The sequence below is a fragment of the Amycolatopsis sp. CA-126428 genome (genome assembly GCF_002904335.1).
Taxonomy (GTDB): Bacteria; Actinomycetota; Actinomycetes; order Mycobacteriales; family Pseudonocardiaceae; genus Amycolatopsis.
In genome coordinates, this window is record NZ_PPHF01000074.1 from 345725 (window position 1) to 368061 (window position 22337).

The following is a 22337-nucleotide window of genomic DNA, read 5'->3' on the forward strand; positions in this document are numbered from 1 at the left end:
CCCGGATTGCACGACGATGCATCACCGTGCATAATCATTCGCATGTCCAAGGTGCTCACTTCCCTGCCCGTCGGCGAGCGTGTCGGTATCGCCTTCTCCGGTGGCCTCGACACTTCCGTAGCGGTCGCGTGGATGCGCGACAAAGGCGCGGTCCCCTGCACCTACACCGCCGACATCGGCCAGTACGACGAGCCCGACATCGATTCGGTGCCCGGGCGCGCCGGCCAGTACGGCGCCGAGATCGCCCGGCTGGTCGACTGCAGGGAAGCCCTGGTCGAGGAGGGGCTCGCGGCGCTGACGTGCGGCGCGTTCCACATCCGCACCGGCGGCCGCAGCTACTTCAACACCACCCCGCTCGGCCGCGCGGTCACCGGCACGCTGCTGGTGCGCGCGATGCTCGAGGACGACGTCCAGATCTGGGGCGACGGCTCCACCTACAAGGGCAACGACATCGAGCGGTTCTACCGGTACGGCCTGCTGGCCAACCCCTCCCTGCGCATCTACAAGCCGTGGCTCGACGCGGACTTCGTGACCGAGCTCGGCGGCCGCAAGGAGATGTCCGAGTGGCTGCTCGCGCACGACCTGCCCTACCGCGACAGCACCGAAAAGGCCTACTCGACCGACGCCAACATCTGGGGCGCCACGCACGAGGCCAAGTCGCTGGAGCACCTGGACACCGGCATCGAGATCGTCAAGCCGATCATGGGCGTGGCGTTCTGGGACCCCGAGGTCGAGATCCCGGCCGAGGACGTCACGGTCGGCTTCGAGCAGGGCCGGCCGGTGACGATCAACGGCAAGGAGTTCGCCACCGCCGTCGACCTCGTCCTCGAGGCCAACGCCATCGGCGGCCGGCACGGGCTCGGCATGTCCGACCAGATCGAGAACCGGATCATCGAGGCCAAGAGCCGCGGCATCTACGAAGCGCCGGGCATGGCGCTGCTGCACGCGGCCTACGAGCGGCTCGTCAACGCCATCCACAACGAAGACACCCTCGCCAGCTACCACAACCACGGGCGGCAGCTCGGCCGGCTGATGTACGAGGGCCGCTGGCTGGACCCGCAGGCGATGATGCTGCGCGAGTCGCTGCAGCGCTGGGTCGGCACCGCGATCACCGGCGAGGTCACCCTGCGGCTGCGCCGCGGCGAGGACTACTCGATCATCGACACGACCGGCCCGGCGTTCAGCTACCACCCGGACAAGCTGTCGATGGAGCGGACCGAGGACTCGGCGTTCGGCCCGGTCGACCGGATCGGCCAGCTGACCATGCGCAACCTGGACATCGCCGACTCGCGGGCGAAGCTGGAGCAGTACGCGAGCCTCGGCATGGTCGGCGGCTCGAACCCGAAGCTGATCGGCGCCGCCCAAGCCGCGTCGACCGGCCTGATCGGCGCGATGCCCGAGGGCGGCGCCGAGGTGATCGCCTCGCGCGGCAAGACCGACGACGTCGAGCTGCTCGACAACGCCGCGATGGAGTTCGGCACGGACTGATCGCGCACGACCCGAAGGCCACCACGCTCGCCGTGGTGGCCTTCGGCGCGTTTCAGGGGACGAGCACGACCTTGCCGGTCACCGTGCCGGATTCGGCCAACGCCAGGGCTTTCGCGGCTTCGGTCAGCGGAATCCGCGCGGCCACCTGCGCCTTGAGCTGTCCCTTCACGGCCAGCTCGAAGACCGCGGTCAGGTCTTCGGCCAGGCGGGCGCGGAACCGCTTGAGGTTCCGCTTGCCGCCCCAGACGTTGTAGAAGTGCGCCCGGCGGCGGTTCGGCAGCGCGTTCCACCACAGCAGCCGCACGAGGAGTTTCAGCACGGCGGGCTTCGGGTTGCCGCCGGCGTTCACGGTCGACGCGCTGCCGTAGGCGAGCAGGGCGCCGCCCGGGGCCAGCAGGCGGAACGAATCGACGATGCCGGGCCCGCCGACGTGGTCGAAGACGGCGTCGACGCCGCCGGGTGCCAGCGCGCGCACCCGGGCCGGGACGTCGCCGCGGTAGTCCACGGCGGTGGCGCCGAGCGCGGTCACGACGTCCAGGTTGCGGGCGGACGCCGTGCCGATCACCCGGATCCCGGCCGCGCGGGCGAGCTGCACGAGGGTGGTGCCGACGCCGCCGCTCGCGCCGTGGACCAGGATCGTGCCGCCGGGGCGCACCTTCGCCCACCGGTGCAGCATCTGGTACGCCGTGATGCCGTTGACGACGAAGGTCTCCGCCTCGGCGGCGTCCAGGCCGTCGGGCACCGGCACCAGGTCGGCGGCGGGAAGGGCGAGGTGGCTGCGCCACCCGCCGATCTTGGTCATGGCGGCCACGCGGCGGCCGATCAGGGCGGGGTCCGCGGCTTCGAGCACCGTGCCGACGACGTCGTAGCCCGGGACGAACGGGAACGGGGGCTGGTCGTAGTACTTGCCGCGCCGCATCTGCTGTTCGGCGAACGAGATCCCGGTGGCCTCGACGCGGATCAGGGCTTCGCCGGCGCCCAGGGGCGGCAGCTCGCGGTGTTCGACGCGCAGGCCGTCCGGTTCGACGAGGCCGGGGAGGACGATTTCGGTGACGTTCACGGTGGTTCCTTCCAACGGTGTGAGTGACTGATCAATCACTCGACGGGCGAGAAAAACGGCCCGGGTGGGCCGGGGTTTTCAGTTCTTGCCGGGGTGGCGGATACCGGCGGACAGCACGGCGGCCCATTCGCCGGCGCGCTCGTCCAGGTCGAGGGTGACGATCAGGTGGCAGAGCTGCCCGTAGGCGATGAATCGCTGCACCTCGTCGTCGGCCGCCCCGGAGCGCGAGCGGGCGAATTCGGTCACCTTGGCCAGGCCGCGGCGGACGGCGTCGGCGATCTCGGGCGTGTCGGCGGCCGACTGGGCGTGCACCTGCAGCATCAGCAGGTTGCGGTCGGCGATCAGCTCCGCGTAGGCGTCGCCCATCTCGTACAGGATCTTCCCCGGGTCGGCGTCCTCGACGCGGGCGGCGCCGTTCGAGAGCGCGTGGACGACGAGTTCGTAGCATCGGTCCAGCGCGGCGACGAACAGGGAAACCTTGCCGGGGAACAACTTGAAGACGTACGCGGGGGAGATGTCGGCCCGGGCGGCCACCGCGCTGATCGGCGTGCTGTGGTAGCCGCCACCGGCGAACTCGGCGATGGCCGCCTCGATGACGGCGTCCCGCCGGGCGTCGGAGGTGGAGAGCGTGGCACCGCGTCTGGTCAAGTGAGTGACTGTACACTCACTCTGGCCGTGAGGCAACCGCGCCGCCGCTGCACCGCTGCCCTCGCGGGTCGATGACAAAAACCGGAACGGTGCGGCCGGACGCGCGTGACAAATTCCCGGGAAACGAGAAAAGCGAATAGCCGGTTGGGAAGTTTTCCACCTAGGATCCGAACCGCCGTTCGACGAGGAAAGGACCGGACATGAGGAATACCCGACGCCGCGGAATCGGCCTTGCCGCGCTGCTGGCCGGCGCGCTCGCCATTGTTTCCGCGGGACCCGCCGCGGCCGCCGAAAAGACGCTCACCTACCGGGGCGGGTTCCCGCTCATCGGCGACCAGGCGGTCACCGTCGTGGTCGGGGCCGACATTCCCGCCACCGCCGCCGCGGGCAGCACGGTTTCGGTGCCCTTCAGCCTCGACGTCGACGCCGGCCAAGCCGCCGGGGACGGCCTGCGCCTGGTCGGCGCCACCCAGCTGTCCGGCACGATCAAGTCCCAGGTGAACGTGGCCGTCGGCGGGCAGTCCGTGGCCATCCCGGTCGCGCTGCCGATCCCCGCGACGCCGGTACCCGCCGAAGGCAGCCTCGAGTTCACCGCGCGCGGCCAGGTCGACTTCACCGTGCCGGCCGGTACCCCGGCCGGCGAGGCGGTCAGCAGCGTCGACCCGGCCGCGAGCACGCACGTCGTCACCGACAGCAGCCTCGGCGAGTTCGACGTCACGCTGACGCTCGACCCGCCGGACCAGGACGCCGTCCTCGGCACGACGACCGTTTCCTGACCCGGCCGCCGCGGGGCCGCCGGAATCCGTCCGGCGGCCCCGGGGCGATGCCGGAATCCGGCGGCCCGGAACTGCCGGGATCCGCCGGAATCGTTTCCCGCCAACGCAATCCTCCCTTGGTAGGTACCGGATCACGGTGCCGGGAGCGGAGTATTCCCAGCCACCACGTCGAATCATCACCGGCTGGAGGAGTACTTCGTGAAAACCATTTCAGGAGTCCTGTGTGGACTCGCCGCGCTCTCGGTCGCGGTCGTCGGGCTGCAGGCCCCGGCCGCCGCGGCCGCGGCGCGGACCGATCTCGGAATCACCATGCAGGCGCAGCAGAAGGACCAGTGGTGCTGGGACGCCAGCGGCAACACGATCGCCGGCTATTGGGGATACTCCCTGACCCAGACCCGGTTCTGCCAGATCGCGCACAACGAATCCGGTAGCGACTGCGCCAACAACCAGGGCTACCTGTCCGACCAGCAGCGCGTGTTCCGCTACCTCGGCTTCACGAACGTCGGCACGTACAACTCGGGCGGCCAGACGCTTTCCTTCACCGGCGTCAAAACCCAGATCGACGCCGGACAGCCGGTCGGCACCCGCATCGGCTGGCGCTCCGGTGGCGGCCACATGCACGTGCTCTACGGATATGACAATTCGAGCGGCACCACCCGGGTCGAATACGGCGACCCGTGGCCGAACAACAGCCGCTACAACTCGATGAACTACGACACCTACCGCTCGAACAGCCAGTTCCAGTGGACCCACACGCTGTACGGGATCGAGGGATGAGCATGCTGCGGAAAGTGCTGGGCGTGGCCGTGCTGGCCGGTGCCGTGATGCTCACCACGGACGGCGCCGCGAGCGCCGCGGACGGGCCCACCGGCGCGCCGACCGCCGCCGACACCGCCGCCATCGGCCAGGTCACGGGCGGCGCGGCCACCCTCGGCCGGCTCGCGACGACGAAGTTCCCGGGCAGCCACGCGGCGGCCGCGGCGGCGCAGCAGGCCGCCGACCCGCGGACGCAGGTGCCGGTCTACGAGCCGACGGCGGCGTTCGTCGCCGGGAAGTCGGACGTCCCCGCCGCCCTCGCCTACGTCGCGGTCCCGGCGCGGACCGGCGACGGCACCGCCGCGACCGTCTGGGCGGAGCGCCAGGGCGCGGCGTGGACCGTCGTCAACGTCGCGTCCGGCGACTACGAGCGGCAGTACGGCCAGGCCGCCGCCGGCGGCTACCTCCTGCACGAGCCCCAGGTCAACGCCTGGTACGCGGTGCACGGCGACGTCGTGACGGTCCTGGACGGCTCGGTCACCGGCCTGGCCGCGGGCACGAAGGTGTCCCTCCAGGACTACCGCACGGCGCTGCACGGGCGGTACGCGGACAAGCTGCCGGGCTCGGCCTACGACCGCGAAGGCGCGGGCGGCGGGTACGGCGGCCGCGAACGCGCGGTGCCCGCGGCGGACCCCGGCGACGGGCCGGCGCTGCCGATCGCGCTCGGCGGTGTCCTCGTGCTGATGGCGGGCGCGGCCGTGGTGCCGCGGCTGCGGCGCCGGTAGGACGGCGAGGGGCACGCCGGCGCGTCCGGCGTGCCCCTTGGCAGCCGATCATGACCGGGTCACAATGCGCCATGCCCGTTTCGCCCGGTGCGCCGCCGGAAGCGGCGCGCCCGGGGTTGAGCGCGTCGGACCTCGCGCTGGTGGAAGCGCTCCAGCGCGACCCGCGGGCGCCGTGGACGCGCATCGCCGCCGCCGTCGGCACCGACGCGACCACGGCGGCCCGCCGCTGGGAGCGGCTGCAGGCCGCCGGGCTGGCCTGGCTCACCGCCTACTGCACCCCGCCGACGACCACGGTCGGCTACGTCGACCTCGCCTGCCGGCCGGACTCGCTGAGCGCACTGACCCGCGAGCTGTGCGGCTGGCCGTCGGTGTTCAGCGTCGAGCGCACGACGAGCCGGTTCTCGCTGTTCCTCGGCTTGTCCGCCCGCGATCTCGACGCGCTGGACGCGCTGGTCACCGGCCGCATCGGCGCCCTGCCCGGGGTGCGGGAGGTCCGCTTGGCCGTCGCGACCCGCGTCTACCGGGAGGGCAGCGGCTGGCTGGTGGACGCGCTCGCCCCCGAACAACGCGCGGTGCTGGACGACACCGCGGTGCAGGCCCGGCTGGTCGTGCCGCAGCAGTGGAACGACCGGGGCCTGCGCGCGCTGGTGGAGTCGCTGGGCGAGGACGGGCGGCGCAGCTACGCGGTGCTGGCCCGGGACTGCGGGATGAGCGAGTCGGCGGTGCGGCGCACGCTGGCGCGGATGCTGCGCAACCACGAACTCGACTTCCGGTGCGACATCGCGCACGTCCCGGCCGGCTGGCCGGTGATCGCGGGCTACCGCCTCGACACCCGCGCGACGGACCTCGACCGCGCCGGGACGGCGATCGCGCAGCTGCCGGAGACCCGGCTCGCCGCGGCGGTGGTCGGGGAGGGCAACCTCGTCGTGTCGGCGTGGCTGCGGGTACCGGCCGACTGCCCGGCCTACGAGACGCGGCTGGCGGAAGCCGCCCCCGGTGCGCGGGTCCTCGACCGCGCGATCACGCTGCGGATGCCGAAGCGGATGGGCCGGTTGCTCAGCCCGCACGGCCTCGGCGGCCCGCACCAGGCGATCATCCCGGCCCGCTGAAGTATCGTCGGCCGGGCCGGCCCCGGGGGAGGATCATGAACCTGCGCGACACCCTGCACCGCTACGTCGACGACGGCACGCTGCCCGGGGCGGTGGCGATCGTGGACCGGGGCGGCCGGCGGGAGGTCGTCGCCGCCGGCTCGGTCGACGCCGAGGGCAGCCGCCCGATGGCCGAAGACACGCTGTTCCGGTTCGCGTCCATCACCAAGCCCATCACCGCGGCCGCGGTGCTGGTGCTGGTGGACGACGGCCGGCTCGCCCTCGACGACCCGATCGGCCGCTGGCTGCCCGAGCTGGCCGAGCCGAAGGTCGTGCGGACGCCGTCGGGCCCGCTCGACGACGTCGTCCCGGCGAAGCGGCCGATCACGGTGTTCGACGTCCTCACCGGCCAGGCCGGCTGGGGCTTCCCGTCGGACTTCACGCTCCCGGCCGTGCAGGCGCTGCTCCCCGTGCAAGGCGACGGCCGGGAGGTGCAGAGCTTCCCCGAGCCCGACGTCTGGCTCGCGCGGCTCGCCCGGGTGCCCCTCGTCCACCAGCCCGGGGAAGCCTGGCTGTACGACACCTGTTCCACGATCCAGGGCCTGCTCGTCGCCCGCGCGTCCGGACAGTCCTTCCCCGAGTTCCTCGCCGAACGGATCTTCGCCCCGCTGGGCATGACCGACACCGGTTTCGTGGCCGCACCCGGCCGGTCTACGGCCTTCTACAAGAAGACCGCCGGTGGCCTGGTGCTCGCCGATCCGCCGGACGGCCAGTGGCGCACGATGCCGGCGCTGCCGCTCGGCAACGGCGGCCTCGCCGGGACGGCGGGCGACTGGGTCGCGTTCGGCCGCATGCTGCTGGCCGGTGGCGCCGGCGTGCTCACCCCCGAGGCCGTCCGGCTGATGACCACCGACCACACCACCGCGGCGCACCGCGAGATCGGCGCGCTCTTCCTCGAAGGCCAGGGGTGGGGGATGGGCGGCGCGGTGGACATCGCCGTCACCGAGCCTTGGCACGTCCCGGGCCGGTACGGCTGGGTCGGCGGCACCGGCACCACCGCCCACGTCGTCCCGGCCACCGGCACGGTGGCCGTCCTGCTCACCCAGGTCGGCGAGGACAACCCCGTGCCGCCGCGCTGGATGCGGGACTTCTGGCACGCGGCGGCCGCGTAGGGTTCGAGACGAAGATCGGGCGCGCGGAAGGACACATGCGGGTGGGCGAGTCGAACTGGGCCGGGAACCTCACGTACGGCGCGGACGCGGTGACGACCCCGCGGACGGTCGACGAGGTGCGGGCCGCCGTCGCGGCCGCGACGCACGTCAAAGCCCTCGGGAGCCGGCACTGCTTCAACGACATCGCCGACTCCCCGGGCGGGCTCCTGCTGGACCTGAGCGCCCTCGACGCCGGAGTCGAGATCGGCGACGGCACGGTGACGGTCGGCGGGTCGGCCCGCTACGGCGACTTCGCGCAGCAGCTGCACAACGCGGGGTTCGCGCTGTCGAACCTGGCGTCGCTGCCGCACATCACGGTGGCGGGCAGCGTCGCGACCGGCACCCACGGCTCCGGGCGGCGGCAGCCGGGTCTCGCCGCGGCCGTCTCCGGCCTCGAGCTGGTCACCGCCGACGGTGAGCTGCGGACCTTCACCCGAGAAGACGCCGAGTTCCCCGGGCTGGTCGTCGGGCTCGGCGCGTTCGGCGTCGTCACCCGGCTGACCCTCGACGTGGTGCCGGCGTTCGACGTCCGCCAAGACGTCTTCGACGACCTGCCGTGGGAAGTCGCGGACGAGCACTTCGACGAAATCGAAGACGCCGGCTACAGCGTCAGCATGTTCACGAACTGGGCGAACGACGCGATCGACCAGGTGTGGATCAAGAGCCGCGCCGACGAGTTCACCGAACGCGCCGGCCTGTTCGGCGCGGTGCCCGCCGACGGGCCGCGCCACCCGGCGCACGCCGCCGGCATCCCGGCGGACAACTGCACGCCCCAGCAGGGGGTGCCGGGCCCGTGGCACGAAAGGCTCCCGCACTTCGCGCTGGCGTTCACCCCGAGCGTCGGGGACGAGCTGCAGTCGGAGTACTTCGTGCCCCACAGCGCGGCGACCGCCGCGATCCGGGCGGTCCGCGAAATCAGCGACCTCGTCGCGCCGCTGCTGCTGGTCTCGGAAATCCGCGCGATCGCGGGCGACGACCGCTGGCTGAGCCCCTGCCACGGCGGCGACCGGGTCGCCCTGCACTTCACCTGGCAGCCGCGGCAGCCCGAGGTGGAGGCGGTGCTGCCGGTCCTCGAGGAGCGCCTGGCCCCGTTCGGTGCGCGTCCGCACTGGGGCAAGCTCTTCCACGGCATCCCGGCGGAGTACCCGCGGCTGGGCGAATTCCGGGCGCTGGCGGAGAGGCTGGATCCGCGGGGCAAGTTCCGCAATCCCTTCCTGAGCCGCAACGTTTTCGGCGGCTAGCCCGCCGGAGTGAGCTGGTCGCCCGTCGGTCAGGCCGACGGCGGGGCCGTGGTGGCGCGGACGATGAGGTGGGTGTCCAGCACCTGGGTCGTGTGCTCGTCGGCCTCGCCGTCGAGCAGGCCCAGCAGGATCGTCACCGCCGCGCGGCCTGCCGCCTCCGTGGGCATCGCGATCGTCGTCAGCGGGGGTGCCGAGATCGCCGCGAAGACCAGGTCGTCGAAGCCCACCAGGCTGACCTCGTCCGGCACCGGCACCCCGCGGGCGTTCAGCCGCGCCAGCGCGCCGAAGGCGACCAGGTCGTTGTAGGCGACGATCGCCGTCACGTCCGCCGCCAGCGCCAGGTCCGCGCCTTGCAGGCCGCCCTCGAACACCGGCGGGAACGGGCCGAACTCGACCACGTCGGTGCCGTGCTTCTGCGCGGTCTCCGCCAGGCCCAGCCTGCGGGTCTGGTTCGCCCACGACGCCCGCGGACCGCCGAGGTAGGCGCACCGGCGGTGGCCCAGCGCGGCCAGGTGCTCGATCGCCTGGCGCATCCCGTCCGCGGCGTCCATCACGATCGACGGGATGCCGGGGACCTCCCGGTTGAGCAGCACCAGGGTGGTCTGCCCGGCGAGCGCGCGCAGCTGGTCGTCGGTCATGCTCGGGCTGCACAGCACGACGCCGTCGACCTGCTTGGCCATCCGGCGGACGAGGTTCTGCTCCATCGCCGGGTCCTCGTCGCTGTTGGCGAACAGCACCGCGATGTCGTCTTGGCGCGCGCGGGCCTGCACGCCGTTGAGCACCCCGGTGAAGAACGGGTTGCCCAGGTCGGAGACCACGATCCCGATGTGCCCGGTGCGGACCGCGGGCCCCGGCTGCGGCGTGCCGGCCGCGTGGTAGCCCAGCTCGTGCGCCGCGGCCAGCACCCGGGTGCGGGTCTGCTGCCGGACCAGGTCGGGGGACGTGAACGCCCGCGAGACGGTCGAGATCGACACGTTGGCCCGGCGGGCGACGTCGTGAATCGTCACGGTCACGGCTACTCCTCGGCAGGCTCCGACAACATCATGGAAACTCCCCGAGTGCGTTGTCAACAAATCCTGCAAACGGTCTTCAGGACTTGCAGACGGAAGTGGTCTATTCCAGTAAGCGCTATCTCGAAACACGGGCAGCCGTTCGGACCATCGGCGATTCGACTATTTCGACGCCACCGTCCTGATGATTGACACGTTTGTCGCGCACGCCCTACGGTGGCGACCGGAAGTTTCTCCCAAAGCCTGACCCATTCGTCAGTTCCGCGCGGGCGCCCCATCGGGCCCGCCGATCGGAGATCCATGTCGGGGAGCCGGAGCCGCACCGTGGCGGACCCGCCGAGGGTGGCGGTCGTCGGCACGTCCGGCTACGCCTTCAGCTACCTGCACCGGGCGCGGATCCTGCACGACGAAGGGCTGGTCCGGTTCGCCGGCATGGCCGACATCCGGCCCCCGTCGGCCGCCGCCGGCGCGCTGCTGCCCCCGGGCGGCACCGCGCACGCGAGCGTCGACGACCTGCTCCGCCGCTGCCGCCCCGACATCACCGTGGTCGCCACGCCGCCGCACGCGCACGTCCAGACCGGCGCCGCGGTGCTGCGGGCGGGCAGCGACCTGCTGCTGGAGACCCCGCCGGTGCTCGACCTCGACGGCTTCACCACGCTGTCGCGGCTGGCCGCGGAGACCGGCGCGGCCTGCCAGACCGGGTTCCAGAGCTTCGGCTCCCCGGTGCTGCCCGTCCTCCGGGCGGCGATCGCGGCCGGCCGGCTCGGCCAAGTCACCGGGGTCGGCGCGGCCGGGGCGTGGATCCGCACCGACGCCTACTACCGCCGCAACCCGTGGGCCGGGCGCCGCTGGCTCGACGGCGAGGCCGTCGTCGACGGCGCCCTGACCAACCCGTTCTCGCACGCCGTGGCCACCGCGCTGCTGGTCGGCGGGGTCGCCGGGCGCGACCCGGCGGAGATCGCGCTCGAGCTCTACGGCACCCGCGACATCGAGGCCGACGACACCGCGTGCCTGCGGATCCGGTTCGGCGACGGACCCGAGATCGTCGTCGCCGCTTCGCTGTGCGCCGAGCAGGACCACGAGCCCTACGTCGTGGTGCACGGCGAGCGCGGCCGCGCCAAGTTCTGGTACAAGAGCCACCGCCTCGAACTCGACGACGAGCGGTTCCACCTCGGCGAACCGGCGGACCTGCTGCGCAACCTGATCGCCCACCGGCTCGACCCGGACGGCGTGCCGTTGCTCGCGCCGCTGGCCGGCACCCGGGCGTTCGCCTCGGTGGTCGAAGCGGTGCGGGACGCGCCGTCGCCGTCGCGGATCCCGGCGGGCTGGATCCGCACCGTGGGCGAAGGAGCGAGCCGGCACCCGGTCGTGCGGGGGATCGGCGAAGAGGTCGCCGTCGCCGCGGACCGGCTGGCGTTGTTCTCCGAAATCGGCGTCCCGTGGGCGAGTGCCGCGCGACGACCGTCGGGCGGCGCGGCCGCCGAACGCACCGGATAACGCGCACCGGTGCGCACCAGCGCTGGCAGCCCGGTCGTCGCCGCCGTTGCTGTAAGCGCTTTCTCGGCGTGTCCGCTGAACAGCGAAGACGTTGGTACGCAAGGGGTATTGCCGCCGTTTGCCCGTTGACACCGGTGTGGCGCACTGCCTACCGTGAGCGCGCTGACAGCGTTTTCAGAAAAGTGCTGACCGGCTGAGGACGGAGAGTTCGATGGGGCGGACAACTGAGCGTAGGACCAAGGGGCGAGGTGTCGCCGCGCTGGCCGTGGTGGTCCCGCTGCTGCTGACCGGGGTGGCCGCCTGCGGCCCGGACTCCGGTGGCGGCGGCGACGTGACCATCAACTTCGTCTGGTGGGGCAGCGACGGGCGAGCGAATCTCACGAAGAAGGCCGTCGAGCTCTTCCAGCAGAAGAACCCGAACATCAAGGTGCAGACGTCGTTCTCGGCGTACGCGGCCTACTGGGAGAAGCTGGCGACGCAGACGGCCGGGGGCAAGCCGCCGGACGTGCTCAACGTCGACAGCCGCTACCTGGCCGAATACGGCGGCCGCAACGTCCTGGCCGACCTGAACTCCGGCGCGGGCAAGGCGATCTCCCTCGCCGACGTCAACCCGGAGCTGGCGGCCACCGGCGTCTACCAGGGCAAGCGCTACGCCGTGCCGTGGGCGCAGAACACCCCGGCGATGATCTACGACCCGGCGGCGTTCACGGCGGCCGGCGGCGACCCGGCGAAGGGGATGACCTGGGACCGGTTCGCCGAGGTGGCCCAGAAGGTCGGCACGGCGGGCTCGGTGCGCGGGGTCACCGACTTCGGCATCCTCGACACGACGCTCGAGATCTGGCTGCGCCAGCAGGGCAAGCAGTTCTACACCCCCGAGGGCAAGCTCGGCTTCACCGCCGGCGACCTGCGCAGCTACTGGCAGCTGGCGAGCAAGTTCCGCGAGACCAAGGCCGCTTCGCCCGCCGACGTCACGGCGTCCTACAACACCTCGCCCGAGCAGGCCCCGCTGGGCAAGAAGCTGACCAGCTCGGAGTTCGCCTATGACAACCTGCTGCCGGCGTACCAGAAGGCGAACGGCAAGCCGCTGAACGTGGCGCCGTACCCGACCGGCGCGAACGGCGACACCGGCCAGTACCGGCGGCCGTCGATGTTCCTGTCCGTGTCCGCGCGCAGCCAGCAGCAGGAGGCGGCGGCGAAGCTGGTGGACTTCCTGGTCAACGACCCCGAGGTCGGCAAGATCGTCGGCACCGACCGCGGCCTCGCCCCGAACCTGAAGGTCCGCGCGCAGCTGGCGTCGTCGGCGAAGGGCAACGACAAGACCCTCTACGAGTACGAAGCCGCGCTCGAACCGAAGCTCGGGGCCGCGCCGCCGGTGCCGCCGAAGGGCGCCGGCGCCATCCAGAAGCTGCTGCAGCGCACGTACGAAGAAGTCGCGTTCGGCCGGATGAGCATCGACGACGCGGTCAACCGGTTCATGACCGAAGCCCAGAAGGGACTGTCCTAGCCGATGACGACCCTGCGCACGCCGGACCCCCCGGTCGCGCCCCCGGCGCCCGCCGCGCGCGGCCGCCGGGGCCGGCCGGCCGGGCACCGCCGCAAGAGCCAGCCGGAGGCGTTCGCCTTCCTGACCCCGTGGCTGCTCGGCGCGGTGGCGCTGACCGTCGGCCCGATGGTGGTCTCGCTGTACCTGTCGTTCACCGACTACGACATGTTCACCGCGCCGAAGTGGGTCGGCTTCGGCAACTTCGCGCACATGTTCACCGGCGACGACCGCTACCTGCAGTCGGTGAAGGTGACGCTGATCTACGTGCTGGTCTCGGTGCCGCTGAAGCTGACGGTGTCGCTGCTGGTGGCGATGCTGCTGAACACCCGCCGCGGCGCCAACGGCTTCTACCGGGCGGCGTTCTACGCGCCTTCGCTCCTTGGCGCGAGTGTCGCGGCAGCCCTGGTGTGGCGGGCGCTGTTCATGGGCGGCGGCCCGGTGAACGAGGTGCTCGCGTCCTTCGGCTGGCACACCCCGAGCTGGGTCGACGACCCGCGGTTCAGCCTCGCCTCGATCGTGCTGCTGGGCGTCTGGCAGTTCGGCGCGCCGATGGTGATCTTCCTGGCCGGGCTCAAGCAGATCCCGGCGGAGCTGCACGAGGCGGCCGCGATCGACGGCGCGGGCGCGTTCCGCCGCTTCCGCCACATCACGCTGCCGATGCTGTCGCCGGTGATCTTCTTCAACCTGGTGATGGAGGCGATCCACGCCTTCCAGGCGTTCACCCCGGCGTTCGTCATCGGCGGCGGCCGCGGCGGCCCGGCCGACGCGGACCTGTTCTACACGCTCTACCTGTTCGAGGTCGGCTTCCAGGACTTCCGGATGGGCTACGCGTCCGCGATGGCGTGGGTGCTGCTGGTGGTCATCGCGATCGTGACGGCGATCGTGTTCCGCACCGCGAAGCTCTGGGTGTTCTACGACGATGCGGAGGAGAAGAAATGACCGCGCTGCCGCGCACGGCGCGGTCGTTCGGCTGGCACGTGCTGTGCCTGGTCATCGTCGCCGTGGTGCTCTACCCGCTGGTGTGGCTGGCGTTCGCGTCGGTCAAGCCCCCGGACGAGATCCTCTCCCGGCTGGCGCTGCTGCCCAGCAGGTTCGTCTTCGACGGCTACACGAAGGGCTGGGAAGGCGCGGCGGACGTCGGGTTCGGCCGCTTCTTCCTCAACTCGTTCCTGGTGGCCGGCCTCTCGGTGGCGGCGAACGTGCTGTCGTGCTCGCTGGCCGCGTTCGCGTTCGCCCGGCTGAAGTTCCGGTTCCGGGGCGCGCTGTTCGCGTTCATGATCACCACGCTGATGCTGCCCTACCACGTCACGCTGATCCCGCAGTACGTGATCTTCCAGCAGGCCGGGCTGGTCAACACCTTCGTCCCGCTGATCCTGCCGAAGCTGCTGGCCACCGAGGCGTTCTTCGTGTTCCTGATCGTGCAGTTCATGCGGGGCATCCCGCGCGAGCTCGACGAAGCGGCCCTCATCGACGGCTGTTCGGTCTACCGGACGTTCTGGCACGTCGTGCTGCCGCTGTCGAAACCGGCGCTGGTCACCACGTCGATCTTCACGTTCATCTGGACGTGGAACGACTTCTTCACGCAGATGGTGTACCTGAACGACACGGAGAAGTTCACCGTGCCGCTGGGCTTGCGGCTGTTCGTCGACACCAGCAGCGAGTCGAACTTCGGCGCGATGTTCGCGATGTCGGCGCTCGCGCTCGTCCCGATCGTGCTGTTCTTCCTCGCCTTCCAGCGCCTGCTGGTCGAAGGCGTCAGCACCAGCGGCCTGAAGGGGTGAACCGATGCGGACGCTGAAGCGATCGACAGAGTGGCGAACCGGGCTCGGTGACTTTTCGGACTGCCTGCTGGCGGGGTTGCTCGTCGCGCTCGCGTCGGTCCCGGTGGTGACCGCGGTCCCGGCGTTCGTCGCGGGCTGCCGCCTGCTCGACCGGACCCGCCGCGACATCGGCGGTCCACTGTGGACGACGTTCTGGGCGGACTTCCGCGAGGCGGCCGGGGGAGGGGTGCCCTTCGGACTGGGGTGCGTCGCCGCGGTGGTGCTGTTCGGGGTGGATCTGGCGGTGGTGGCTTCGATGCCGGGCTCCGGGGCGCTGCGGGTGGCGTTGTGGCTGCTGGCGGTGGCGGGCACGGTGGTGGCGCTGCGCACCTGCGAGCTGGTGGCCACCGGCGGCGGTTCGGCCGGGCGCCGGGAGACCGGGGCGCCGCTGCCGGGCGGGCGCGCCTGGCTCCGGGCCGCGGTGGCCGCGGCGCGGGAAACCGCCGCCGCGCCGGCGAGAGGCCTGCTGCTCGCCGTCGCCGCCGGTCTCGCCGTCCTGCTCGTCTGGATGCTGCCGATCCTCGCCCTCGTGGTGGCCGGGCCCCTCGCCTTGGCCGCGGTCGCGACCGGCGGCCGCCGATGACGCCGGAGGTGGTCGTCTTCGGCATGGCCGGCTACGCGGGCCAGCACCTGCGCCGCGCCCGCGCCCTGCACGACCGCGGCGAGCTGGTGCTGGCCGGCGCCTGCGACATCCGCGAACCCTCTCAAGAAGCTCGCGCCTTGCTGCCCGAAGGGGCGGTGATCACCCGGGACGCGGCCGAGTTGCTCGCTCGCACGACCCCGGACATCGCCGTGGTGGCCACCCCGCCGCACACTCACCTGCCGCTGGCGAAACTCGCGCTCGCCGCCGGCTGCCACCTGCTCGTCGAGAAACCGCCGGTGCTCGACCTCGCGGCCTTCGGCGAACTCGCCGACCTGACCCGCGGCCGCGCCTGCCAGACCGGGTTCCAGAGCTTCGGCTCCGCCGCGGTCCCGGTCGTGCGGGCGGCGATCGAGGCCGGGGAGATCGGCACGGTCACCGGGGTCGCCGCCGCGGGGGCGTGGATCCGGCGGGACCGGTACTTCGCGCGTGCCGAGTGGGCCGGCCGCCGCCGGGTCGGCGGGCAGCCCGTCGTGGACGGGGCGCTGACCAACCCCTTCGCGCACGCCGTCGCGACCGCTCTGCTGGTCAACGGCACCGCCGAGGTCCTGCCGGACCGGACCGCCGTCGAGCTGTACCGGGCCCGGGACATCGAGTCCGACGACACCGCCTGCGCACGGCTGAGCTTCGCCGGGGCGCCGGACGTCGTCGTCGCGGCCACGCTCGACGCCGAGGCCGACCACGACCCGTACGTGCTGGTCCACGGCACCGAAGGCCGGATCCGCTGGCACTACAAGACCGACCTCGTGGTCGTGGGGGACGCGAAAACGCCGGTCGGGCCGCCGCGGGACCTGCTGGCCAACCTCGTCGCGCACCTCCGCGACGGCGAGCCGCTGCTGGCCCCGCTGGCCGCCACCCGCGCGTTCACCGCGCTGGTCGAGGCGGTCCGCGACGCCCCCGAACCGCTGCCGCTGCCCACCGAGTGGGTCCACGCCGTGGACACCGGTCCCGATCGGCACTTCGTCGTGCCGGGCGTCGACCGTGCCGTCGACACCGCGGCCGAGCGGCTCGCGCTCTTCTCCGAACTCGCCCTGCCCTGGACCGGCGCCGCTTTACCGGAACGAGAGAGGTGATGGCGGTGCGACGCCACGCGATCGTCGGCCTGGGCTCCCGGGCCCAGCTGTTCGCCCGGGCCCTGGCCACGTCGCCGCGGGCCGAGCTCGCGGCTTTCTGCGACCACAACGAGACCCGCATGCGGGTCCACAACGACTGGCTGGGCACGGAAATCCCCGGCTACCGGCCGGCCGACTTCGCCGCGATGCTGGCGAAGGAACGCATCGACGTCGTCGTGGTGTGCACGCCGGACCACACGCACGCGGACTACGTCGTCGCCGCGCTGGAGGCCGGCTGCGACGTCGTCACGGAAAAGCCGATGACCACCGACGTCGAGGGGGCACGGCGGATCCTGGCGGCCCGGCGCGAGACGGGCCGCTCGGTGCGGGTCGCCTTCAACTACCGGTACAACCCGGTGCACCGCCGGGTGCGGGAGCTGCTGGCCGGCGGCGCGATCGGGGCGGTCGGCTCGGTCGAGTTCAGCTGGCTGCTCGACACCGCGCACGGCGCCGACTACTTCCGCCGCTGGCACCGGGACAAGGCGAACTCCGGCGGCCTGCTCGTGCACAAGTCCGGCCACCACTTCGACCTCGTCAACTGGTGGCTCGGTAGTGGCCCCGAGACGGTCTTCGCGCTGGGCCGGTTGTTCTTCTACGGCGACGAAAGCGGCCACCGTACGGCCGGCGACCGGTTCGCGCTGGACCTCGAAGCCTCGCCCAAGCTGCGCGCGCTCTACCTCGACGCGGAGCGGGAAGACGGCTATGTCCGGAACCAGGACGTGTTCGCGCCCGGCGTCACCATCGAAGACGACCTGTCGGTGCTCGTGCGCCACCGCGGCGGGGCGGTGCTGAACTACCACCTGCACGCGTATTCGCCGCGGGAGGGCTACCGCGTCGCGTTCTCCGGGAGCGAAGGGCGGCTGGAACTGGACGTCCGGGAGAACGAGCACGCGTCCGGCGCCGAGCCGGTGCCGAAGCGGGGGCGTGCCCGGCTGACCGTGCAACGACTCTGGGAGCCGCCCGAGGTCGTGCTCGACCAGGAGCTGGGCGACGGGCACGGCGGCGGCGACGAACGGATGCTCGCCGAGCTGCTCGGGGACGCCGAACCGGACGCGCTCGGCTGCGCGGCCGATCACGACGCCGGCCTGCAGGCGCTGCTCACCGGGCTGGCCGCGAACCGGTCCCTGGAAACCGGCCGGTCCGTGTCCGTCGAGGAGCTGCTGGGGGAGATCGGGGACCCGGCGTGAGCCGGGCCGCGGTGGGGGACGGCACGCCGGCGGTGACCGAGGAGGGTGACGGCCGGGTGTGCGTGCGCCTCGGTGACGTCGTGCTGGCCGAGTACGTCGTCGAGCCGCCGACGCCGGCCGGGGATTCGCCCAAGCCGTACCTGCACCCGCTGCGCACCACCGCGGGGGAGATCGTCACGGCGGTCCGGCCGCACGACCACACCTGGCACAACGGCCTGCAGTTCACCATGGCCCACCTCTCGGGCGAGAACTTCTGGGGCGGGCGCACCTACGTGCGCGGCCGCGGCTACACCCCGCTCGACAACAACGGCACCATCGGCCACGTCCGCTGGGAAAGCATCGACGAGGCCGGCGGGCACTGCGAACTGCGGCACGAGCTGGCCTGGCGCACCGCGGCCGGCCGGCGCTGGCTCACCGAACACCGGACGCTGCACTTCGGCGACGTCTCGCTGCGCGGCGGGCACTGGACGCTCACCTGGTCCAGCCGGCTGCGCAACACCAGCGGCCACGAGCTGCGGTGGGGGAGCCCGGTCACCGAAGGGCGGGACACCGCCGGCTACGGCGGGCTGTTCTGGCGCGGGCCGCGCTCGTTCGTCGGCGGCACGGTCCGGACGTCGGACGGGAAGGCCGCGGCCGAGGCGATGGGGCACCGGGCGCCGTGGCTCGCCTTCACCGGCCAGCACGACGAAAGCCTGCGGACCTCGACGCTGCTGTTCGCCGACAGCCCGGGGAACGCGGCCCACCCGACGGCCTGGTACGTCCGCGCCGAGCCGTTCCCCGTGGTCAGCTTCGCCGCGACCTACCACCGGCCGTGGCTGCTCGAACCGGGCGAGGAACTGACCCTGACCCACCACGTCGTCGTCATCGACGGCACCCCGGACGCCGCCGGGCTCGCCCGGCTCGCGAAGCGGGTGCTCACGAGACAGGACACCGACTAGAGGAGCCGACATGCGCTGGAAAGCTTTCGCGGGGTGCCTCGCCCTGCTCGGATTGACGCTCACCGCCGCACCCGCCCAGGCCCACGGCCGCGATCCCGGCCGGGTGGTGCTCGGTGCGCACGACGGCTGGGCCGCGGCGACCACCGGGACCACCGGCGGCTCGGCCGCCGCCCCCGGCGACATCCACACGGTGACCAAGCGCTCCGAACTCGCGGCCGCACTGGCGGCGAACCCGGGCGCCCCGAAGATCATCTACGTCCGCGGCACCGTCGAGGGCAATGTGGACGCCGCCGACCGGCCGGCGAGCTGTGAAAGCTTCGCCGACCCGGCCTACAGCCTCCCGGCGTACCTGGCGGCGTACGACCCGGCGACCTGGGGGAGAGTGCCGCCGTCGGGACCGCTTGAGGAAGCCCGCGCTCGGTCGCAGGCCAACCAGGCGAAGCAGGTCGTCCTCGACGTCGGCCCGAACACCACGATCGCCGGGCTCGGCGGGCACGCCGTGCTGCACGGGCTCACCCTGCGCGTCACCGGGGACAACGTCATCCTGCGGAACCTGCACTTCGCCGACGCCCACGACTGCTTCCCGCAGTGGGATCCCCTCGACACCGCCGACGGGAACTGGAACTCCGAGTACGACAACCTCGACCTGGTCGGCGCGACGCACGTCTGGGTGGACCACAACGAGTTCAGCGACGGCGGCAACGACCAGCAGCCGTCCTACTACGGGCGCAAGTACGAGGTCCACGACGGGCTGCTCGACATCGTGAACGGCTCGGACCTGGTCACGGTGTCCTACAACCGGCTGCACGACCACGACAAGACCATGCTGATCGGCAACACCGACAAGCCCACCTACGACGTCGGCAAGCTGCGGGTGACGTTGCACCACAACCTGTTCTCCGAGATCGGGCAGCGCGCGCCCCGGGTGCGGTACGGCCAGGTGCACGTCTACGACAACCTCTACCTGGTGCAGGATCCGGCCGCCTACACGTATTCCCTCGGCGTGGGCGTGCAGTCCCGGATCTACGCGGAGAACAACTTCTTCCGCGTCCCGGCCGGGCTGTCCCTGGGGCAGCTGGTGCACTACTGGAAGGGAACCGTCCTGCACGCGACCGGCACGCTGGTGGCGCAGGGCAACCAGTGGCCGCGGCCGGTCGACCTGCTGGCCGAATACAACGCGGCCAACGACCCGGACCTCGGGGCGGACGTCGGCTGGACGCCGAGCCTCGTCGAACGCCTCGACCCCGCCTGGGCGGTTCCGGCGCTGGTGCTCGCCGGTGCCGGTCCCGGCCGCTGAAACCTTCGACAGTTTCGGCGTTTCTGGCGGTGGTTTCTGGCCGTGTTTTCTGAAAACGCGCTGCCGGCGGCGACCATCCGGGCGACATGCGCGGCGCTGCGGCGAACGACATTGACACGGCCTGGCCGCAACCCGAAACTCGGGGGCGAGAAAGCGCTTTCACAACCCGGTCGGACGTTTTCCATCAGCGCCGATTGAAGCTCAAGACCAGGGAGTGACGAAATGATTCCCCCAGCAATGTCCCGGATCGTCCGGGTGGCGGCGGTCGCCGCGCTCGTGGTTTCGGCGGCGGTCGGCACCGGCGCCACCGCGTCGGCCGCCTCGTGGCCGAACCCGGGCACCAGCGTGCCGGTACCGAAGACGATCAAGGTCACCAGCGGCACCTACGACGGCGGCCTCAAGCGGTTCTACGGCACCGGCGACCTCGGCACCGGCGGCCAGAGCGAGGACCAGGGCCCGATCTTCGAGCTCGCCAACGGCACCACGCTGAAGAACGTCGTGCTGGGCAACCCCGCCGCCGACGGCGTGCACTGCCTCGGCACCTGCACGCTGCTCAACGTCTGGTGGGAGGACGTCGGCGAAGACGCCGCGACGTTCAAGGGCACCTCCGCTTCCCAGACGATGACCATCGACGGCGGCGGCGCGCGCAAGGCGTCGGACAAGGTGTTCCAGCACAACGGCCCCGGCACGATGTACATCCGCAACTTCCAGGTCAACGACTTCGGCAAGCTGTACCGCTCCTGCGGCAACTGCAAGACGCAGTACAAGCGCAACGTCGTCGTGGACAACGTCACCGCCACCGTGCCCGGCAAGGCGCTGGTCGGCATCAACACCAACTACGGTGACACCGCGAAGCTGACGAGGATCACCATCGTCGGCGACTCCAGCCGCAAGATCGAGCCCTGCACGAAGTACAAGGGCGTGACCAGCGGCGAGCCGACGAAGATCGGCAGCGGCCCGGACTCGGCGAACTGCCTCTACACCGCGGCGAACATCGCCTACCAGTAACCGACCCGCGCCGGGGGTGCCGGCCGCCGTCCGGTACCCCCGGCGCGTTCCACTCCGTGGAGGCGTCATGTTCAAGACCCTGCTCGTCGCGTCGGTGCTCGCCGGGGCGTCGCTGGCGGCCACTGCGCCGACGTCAGCGGCCGCGGCGGCGAACGTCGTCGTGGCCAAGGACGGATCCGGCAACTACACCACCGTGCAGGCCGGGATCAACGCGGTCTCGGCGGGCGGCACGATCTCGGTCAAACCCGGGACCTACCGCGAAGTGATCACCGTGCCGTCGGGCAAGACCGGGATCACGCTGCGCGGGACCACCGGAAACGCCGCCGACGTCGTCATCGACTACAACAACGCCAGCGGGACGAAGAAGCCCGACGGCTCGACGTACGGCACCTCCGGCAGCGCGACCGCGACGATCGCCGCGAACGGCTTCACCGCCACCGCGCTGACCTTCCGCAACTCCTTCGACCGCAAGGCGCACCCGGAGATCACCGACACCCAGGCGGTCGCGGTCAAGACCACCGGCGACCGGATGGTCTTCGACAACGTCACCTTCCTCGGCCACCAGGACACCCTGTACGCCGACACCGCGGCCGTCGGCACGGCCGGCCGCCAGTACTACCGCAACTGCGCGATCAGCGGTGACGTCGACTTCATGTTCGGCCGCGCCACCGCGGTGTTCGACCGGGCGACGATCACCGCGCTCGACCGCGGTTCGAGCAGCAACAACGGGTTCCTGACCGCGGCCAGCACCCGGCGGTCGAACCCGTACGGCTTCCTGATCACCGGCAGCAAGGTGGTCAGCTCGGCGGCCGGCGCGAGCTTCTACCTCGGCCGGCCGTGGCACCCGAGCGGGGACGTGGACGCCATCGCCCAGGTCCTGATCCGCGAGACGGCCCTGCCCGCGGCGATCAAGCCGGCGCCGTGGACCGACATGTCGGGCTTCTCGTGGAAGGACGCGCGGTTCTCCGAGTACCGCAACACCGGCCCGGGCGCCGGGACCGGCGCCGACCGGCCGCAGCTGCCCGCCGCGCAGGCCGGGAACTACACCGCCCAGAAGTACCTCGCGGGCGGCGACGGCTGGAACCCCGTGCACTGACCCCCCTCTCCCCGCCGTCGTGAGTGGTAAGGCGGGTTAGAACCCGCTTTACCACTCACGACAAGCTGCGGCAGACCGGGAAACCCGACGTCCGGGTCTTGACGGCCGAAGCGGGAAGGTCAACCATTTCACCCGT

The 22337-nt window shown here is 71.8% G+C and carries 21 protein-coding genes; 18 read left to right on the top strand and 3 right to left on the bottom strand.

The window, feature by feature from the left end; all coding sequences use genetic code 11:
- The first annotated feature begins 42 nt into the window (after positions 1-42).
- Positions 43-1488, top strand: a complete 1446-nt coding sequence (gene argG / locus C2L58_RS20000; protein WP_103339106.1) for an argininosuccinate synthase — start codon at positions 43-45, stop codon at positions 1486-1488.
- Positions 1489-1540: 52 nt separating this feature from the next.
- Here the strand turns inward: argG and C2L58_RS20005 are convergent, their stop codons facing one another.
- Entirely contained in the window at positions 1541-2548 is a 1008-nt protein-coding gene (locus C2L58_RS20005; RefSeq protein WP_103339107.1) for a medium chain dehydrogenase/reductase family protein, read from the bottom strand.
- A gap of 78 nt (positions 2549-2626) precedes the next feature.
- Positions 2627-3196: a TetR/AcrR family transcriptional regulator gene (locus tag C2L58_RS20010; protein WP_103339108.1), complete on the bottom strand. Its 570-nt coding sequence runs from the start codon at positions 3194-3196 to the stop codon at positions 2627-2629.
- Positions 3197-3396: 200 nt separating this feature from the next.
- On the opposite strand from C2L58_RS20010, the gene C2L58_RS20015 reads away from it, so the two are divergent.
- From C2L58_RS20015 to C2L58_RS20040, 6 genes are all read left to right on the top strand, one after another.
- Positions 3397-3972 carry a DUF6801 domain-containing protein gene (locus C2L58_RS20015; RefSeq protein WP_103339109.1) on the top strand — a complete coding sequence of 192 codons (576 nt, stop codon included), beginning with the start codon at positions 3397-3399 and terminating at the stop codon, positions 3970-3972.
- A gap of 198 nt (positions 3973-4170) precedes the next feature.
- The gene (locus C2L58_RS20020) at positions 4171-4749 is read left to right on the top strand and encodes a papain-like cysteine protease family protein (RefSeq protein ID WP_103339110.1); all 579 of its coding nucleotides are present in this window, start codon (positions 4171-4173) and stop codon (positions 4747-4749) included.
- Complete coding sequence (locus tag C2L58_RS20025) at positions 4746-5513, top strand: hypothetical protein (protein ID WP_103339111.1); 768 nt, start codon at positions 4746-4748, stop codon at positions 5511-5513. The genes C2L58_RS20020 and C2L58_RS20025 overlap by 4 nt, the downstream gene beginning before the upstream one ends.
- Before the next feature lie 71 nt (positions 5514-5584).
- The gene (locus C2L58_RS20030) at positions 5585-6622 is read left to right on the top strand and encodes an Lrp/AsnC family transcriptional regulator (RefSeq protein WP_103339112.1); all 1038 of its coding nucleotides are present in this window, start codon (positions 5585-5587) and stop codon (positions 6620-6622) included.
- 35 nt (positions 6623-6657) lie between these two features.
- The gene (locus tag C2L58_RS20035) at positions 6658-7773 is read left to right on the top strand and encodes a serine hydrolase domain-containing protein (protein ID WP_103339113.1); all 1116 of its coding nucleotides are present in this window, start codon (positions 6658-6660) and stop codon (positions 7771-7773) included.
- A gap of 35 nt (positions 7774-7808) precedes the next feature.
- Positions 7809-9053: an FAD-binding protein gene (locus tag C2L58_RS20040; protein WP_103339114.1), complete on the top strand. Its 1245-nt coding sequence runs from the start codon at positions 7809-7811 to the stop codon at positions 9051-9053.
- Positions 9054-9082: 29 nt separating this feature from the next.
- Here the strand turns inward: C2L58_RS20040 and C2L58_RS20045 are convergent, their stop codons facing one another.
- Positions 9083-10066, bottom strand: coding sequence for a LacI family DNA-binding transcriptional regulator (locus C2L58_RS20045; RefSeq protein ID WP_103339115.1), 984 nt, complete (start codon positions 10064-10066; stop codon positions 9083-9085).
- 297 nt (positions 10067-10363) lie between these two features.
- Between C2L58_RS20045 and C2L58_RS20050 the strand changes: the two genes are divergently transcribed.
- From C2L58_RS20050 to C2L58_RS20100, 11 genes are all read left to right on the top strand, one after another.
- The gene (locus C2L58_RS20050; RefSeq protein WP_199191341.1) at positions 10364-11560 is read left to right on the top strand and encodes a Gfo/Idh/MocA family protein; all 1197 of its coding nucleotides are present in this window, start codon (positions 10364-10366) and stop codon (positions 11558-11560) included.
- 211 nt (positions 11561-11771) lie between these two features.
- Positions 11772-13064, top strand: coding sequence for an ABC transporter substrate-binding protein (locus C2L58_RS20055; protein ID WP_233225806.1), 1293 nt, complete (start codon positions 11772-11774; stop codon positions 13062-13064).
- 3 nt (positions 13065-13067) lie between these two features.
- The gene (locus C2L58_RS20060; protein WP_103339118.1) at positions 13068-14042 is read left to right on the top strand and encodes a carbohydrate ABC transporter permease; all 975 of its coding nucleotides are present in this window, start codon (positions 13068-13070) and stop codon (positions 14040-14042) included.
- A complete protein-coding gene (locus C2L58_RS20065; RefSeq protein WP_103339119.1) occupies positions 14039-14884 on the top strand; it encodes a carbohydrate ABC transporter permease in 846 nt (281 codons plus the stop codon). The genes C2L58_RS20060 and C2L58_RS20065 overlap by 4 nt, the downstream gene beginning before the upstream one ends.
- Positions 14885-14888: 4 nt before the next feature.
- The gene (locus tag C2L58_RS20070) at positions 14889-15506 is read left to right on the top strand and encodes a hypothetical protein (protein WP_103339120.1); all 618 of its coding nucleotides are present in this window, start codon (positions 14889-14891) and stop codon (positions 15504-15506) included.
- Positions 15503-16636, top strand: a complete 1134-nt coding sequence (locus tag C2L58_RS20075) for a Gfo/Idh/MocA family protein (RefSeq protein WP_103339121.1) — start codon at positions 15503-15505, stop codon at positions 16634-16636. Before C2L58_RS20070 ends, C2L58_RS20075 begins: the two co-directional genes overlap by 4 nt.
- Entirely contained in the window at positions 16636-17862 is a 1227-nt protein-coding gene (locus C2L58_RS20080) for a Gfo/Idh/MocA family protein (RefSeq protein WP_199191342.1), read from the top strand. Before C2L58_RS20075 ends, C2L58_RS20080 begins: the two co-directional genes overlap by 1 nt.
- Positions 17859-18800, top strand: coding sequence for a PmoA family protein (locus C2L58_RS20085; RefSeq protein ID WP_103339123.1), 942 nt, complete (start codon positions 17859-17861; stop codon positions 18798-18800). Before C2L58_RS20080 ends, C2L58_RS20085 begins: the two co-directional genes overlap by 4 nt.
- A 10-nt stretch (positions 18801-18810) precedes the next feature.
- The gene (locus C2L58_RS20090) at positions 18811-20097 is read left to right on the top strand and encodes a pectate lyase family protein (protein ID WP_103339124.1); all 1287 of its coding nucleotides are present in this window, start codon (positions 18811-18813) and stop codon (positions 20095-20097) included.
- A 237-nt stretch (positions 20098-20334) separates the two neighbouring features.
- Positions 20335-21105 carry a pectate lyase gene (locus C2L58_RS20095; RefSeq protein ID WP_103339125.1) on the top strand — a complete coding sequence of 257 codons (771 nt, stop codon included), beginning with the start codon at positions 20335-20337 and terminating at the stop codon, positions 21103-21105.
- 67 nt (positions 21106-21172) lie between these two features.
- A complete protein-coding gene (locus tag C2L58_RS20100) occupies positions 21173-22201 on the top strand; it encodes a pectinesterase family protein (protein WP_103339126.1) in 1029 nt (342 codons plus the stop codon).
- Positions 22202-22337 lie beyond the last annotated feature (136 nt).

Coding starts and splice junctions, on each gene's coding strand:
- argG (WP_103339106.1), top strand. CDS start 43: ATGTCCAAGGTGCTCACTTCCCTGCCCGTCGGCGAGCGTGTCGGTATC.
- C2L58_RS20015 (WP_103339109.1), top strand. CDS start 3,397: ATGAGGAATACCCGACGCCGCGGAATCGGCCTTGCCGCGCTGCTGGCC.
- C2L58_RS20025 (WP_103339111.1), top strand. CDS start 4,746: ATGAGCATGCTGCGGAAAGTGCTGGGCGTGGCCGTGCTGGCCGGTGCC.
- C2L58_RS20030 (WP_103339112.1), top strand. CDS start 5,585: ATGCCCGTTTCGCCCGGTGCGCCGCCGGAAGCGGCGCGCCCGGGGTTG.
- C2L58_RS20035 (WP_103339113.1), top strand. CDS start 6,658: ATGAACCTGCGCGACACCCTGCACCGCTACGTCGACGACGGCACGCTG.
- C2L58_RS20040 (WP_103339114.1), top strand. CDS start 7,809: ATGCGGGTGGGCGAGTCGAACTGGGCCGGGAACCTCACGTACGGCGCG.
- C2L58_RS20050 (WP_199191341.1), top strand. CDS start 10,364: ATGTCGGGGAGCCGGAGCCGCACCGTGGCGGACCCGCCGAGGGTGGCG.
- C2L58_RS20055 (WP_233225806.1), top strand. CDS start 11,772: ATGGGGCGGACAACTGAGCGTAGGACCAAGGGGCGAGGTGTCGCCGCG.
- C2L58_RS20060 (WP_103339118.1), top strand. CDS start 13,068: ATGACGACCCTGCGCACGCCGGACCCCCCGGTCGCGCCCCCGGCGCCC.
- C2L58_RS20065 (WP_103339119.1), top strand. CDS start 14,039: ATGACCGCGCTGCCGCGCACGGCGCGGTCGTTCGGCTGGCACGTGCTG.
- C2L58_RS20070 (WP_103339120.1), top strand. CDS start 14,889: ATGCGGACGCTGAAGCGATCGACAGAGTGGCGAACCGGGCTCGGTGAC.
- C2L58_RS20075 (WP_103339121.1), top strand. CDS start 15,503: ATGACGCCGGAGGTGGTCGTCTTCGGCATGGCCGGCTACGCGGGCCAG.
- C2L58_RS20080 (WP_199191342.1), top strand. CDS start 16,636: ATGGCGGTGCGACGCCACGCGATCGTCGGCCTGGGCTCCCGGGCCCAG.
- C2L58_RS20090 (WP_103339124.1), top strand. CDS start 18,811: ATGCGCTGGAAAGCTTTCGCGGGGTGCCTCGCCCTGCTCGGATTGACG.
- C2L58_RS20095 (WP_103339125.1), top strand. CDS start 20,335: ATGTCCCGGATCGTCCGGGTGGCGGCGGTCGCCGCGCTCGTGGTTTCG.
- C2L58_RS20100 (WP_103339126.1), top strand. CDS start 21,173: ATGTTCAAGACCCTGCTCGTCGCGTCGGTGCTCGCCGGGGCGTCGCTG.